Raw genomic sequence first — 1700 nt, 5'->3', positions numbered from 1 at the left:
GTCCTGGTTCTACAAGTGGCGCGACCGGCCGCCCACACCCCGGCAGGACCGTCGGGTCCGGCTGGCCGACGCGGTGCGCAAGGTCTTCGACGACTCCGGCGGCACCTACGGCAGCCCGCGTATCGGTGACGAGCTGCGTGAACAGGGTTGGCAGGTCTCCGACAACACCATCGCGGCGGTGATGGCCGAGCTGGGGCTCGTCGCGCGAGCCAAGCGCCGTCGCCGGGGACTGACCCGACCGGGCAAACGCCCGGCTGCCCCGGACCTGATCAAGCGAAGCTTCACCGCGCCAGCGCCGGATATCGCCTGGTGCGGTGACATGACCGAGATCTCCACCGACGAGGGCAAGCTCTACCTCGCCACCGTCATCGACCTGTACTCCCGACGTATCCTCGGCTACGCCATGGGCGCCCACCACAACGCCGACCTGGTCGTCGCGGCGTTGAACATGGCCGCGGTCACCCGCGGCGGCGACATCGCCGGAGTGATCTTCCACAGCGACCGCGGCAGCGAGTACACCTCCGCCGATTTCGCCAAGGCATGCGCCCGGTGGCGGGTGCGCCAGTCCATGGGGCGGGTCGGGTCGTGCTTCGACAACGCCGTCGCCGAGGCCACCTTCTCCACCATCAAGGTCGAGTACGTACACCGCCGGCGGTTCCACACCCGAACCGAAGCCCGGATCAAGATCGCCACCTGGATCACCGACTTCTACAACCGGCACCGCCGGCACTCCGTCTGCGACGGCCGCTCACCAATCGACTACGAACGATCAACGGCACGAGCTCTGGAGGCTCAAGCCGCATAACGGAGCCCTCCACGCTTCCAGGGGATTGACAACCGGCGCCGGCGGTCACGGCGGACCTGACCCAAGTTGCCGTCGATGCCACTGCCCAACGGGCAGAGCAGGGACTGTTGGTGCCTCGAACCCGACGCCGTTACGAACAGGTTCAGGCGCTATGGGCTGAGGGCCACAGCATCCGGGAGATCACCCGGCGACTCGACCTCGCCCGCGGCACCGTGCGCCGCTTCGCCCGCGCCGGCAGCGTCGATGAGCTCCTGGCCAAACCTCGCGCCGGCCGGCCCAGCATCCTCGATGACCACCTCGACTACCTGCACCAACGCCTCAGCGATGGCATCACCAACGCCACTGAACTGTTCGCCGAGATTCGCGCCCGTGGCTACCGCGGCAGTGCCACCACCCTGCGCACCTACCTGCAACCCCTACGAGCCGCCGCCACGCCACCACCAGCCCAACTACGGCCGCCGAAAGTCCGCCGGATCACCGCCTGGCTGCTGCGCCACCCCGACACACTGCACCCCGACGACCAGGCCGGCCTCGCCACGATCCGCGCTGCCTGCCCGCACCTGAACGCTATTGCGGACCACGTCAGCGCGTTCGCGGAGATCCTCACCGGCCGCCACGGGCACCGCCTCAATGCCTGGATCGCCGCAGTGGCCGCGGACGACCAGCCCGACCTGCACTCGTTCATCGCCGGTCTGCGCCGTGACCACGACGCCGTCCTCAACGGCCTGCCCCTTCCCTACAGCTCCGGCGTCGTCGAAGGACACGTCAATCGCATCAAGATGATCAAACGACAGATGTATGGCCGCGCGAACCTCGACCTGCTCCGCAAGCGAGTCCTGCTCAGCTGACCGGGTCAATCCCGATCACGGAAAGTGGGCCAGATCCAGATCCAGTT

Annotated in this window: 2 protein-coding genes; both read left to right on the top strand. The window is 67.9% G+C overall.

Annotated features, from left to right (window positions below):
- Positions 1 to 805 (top strand): IS3 family transposase (locus ACL02O_RS34125; RefSeq protein WP_412822306.1); only part of this gene is annotated, 805 nt, incomplete at its 5' end.
- Positions 806 to 915: 110 nt separating this feature from the next.
- Positions 916 to 1653, top strand: coding sequence for a transposase (locus ACL02O_RS34120; protein WP_412822305.1), 738 nt, complete (start codon positions 916 to 918; stop codon positions 1651 to 1653).
- The last annotated feature ends 47 nt before the right edge of the window (positions 1654 to 1700 follow it).

This window comes from Micromonospora mangrovicola (genome assembly GCF_047200535.1).
Lineage (GTDB): Bacteria > Actinomycetota > Actinomycetes > Mycobacteriales > Micromonosporaceae > Micromonospora.
This window is presented reverse-complemented; position numbering and strand designations above follow the sequence as displayed.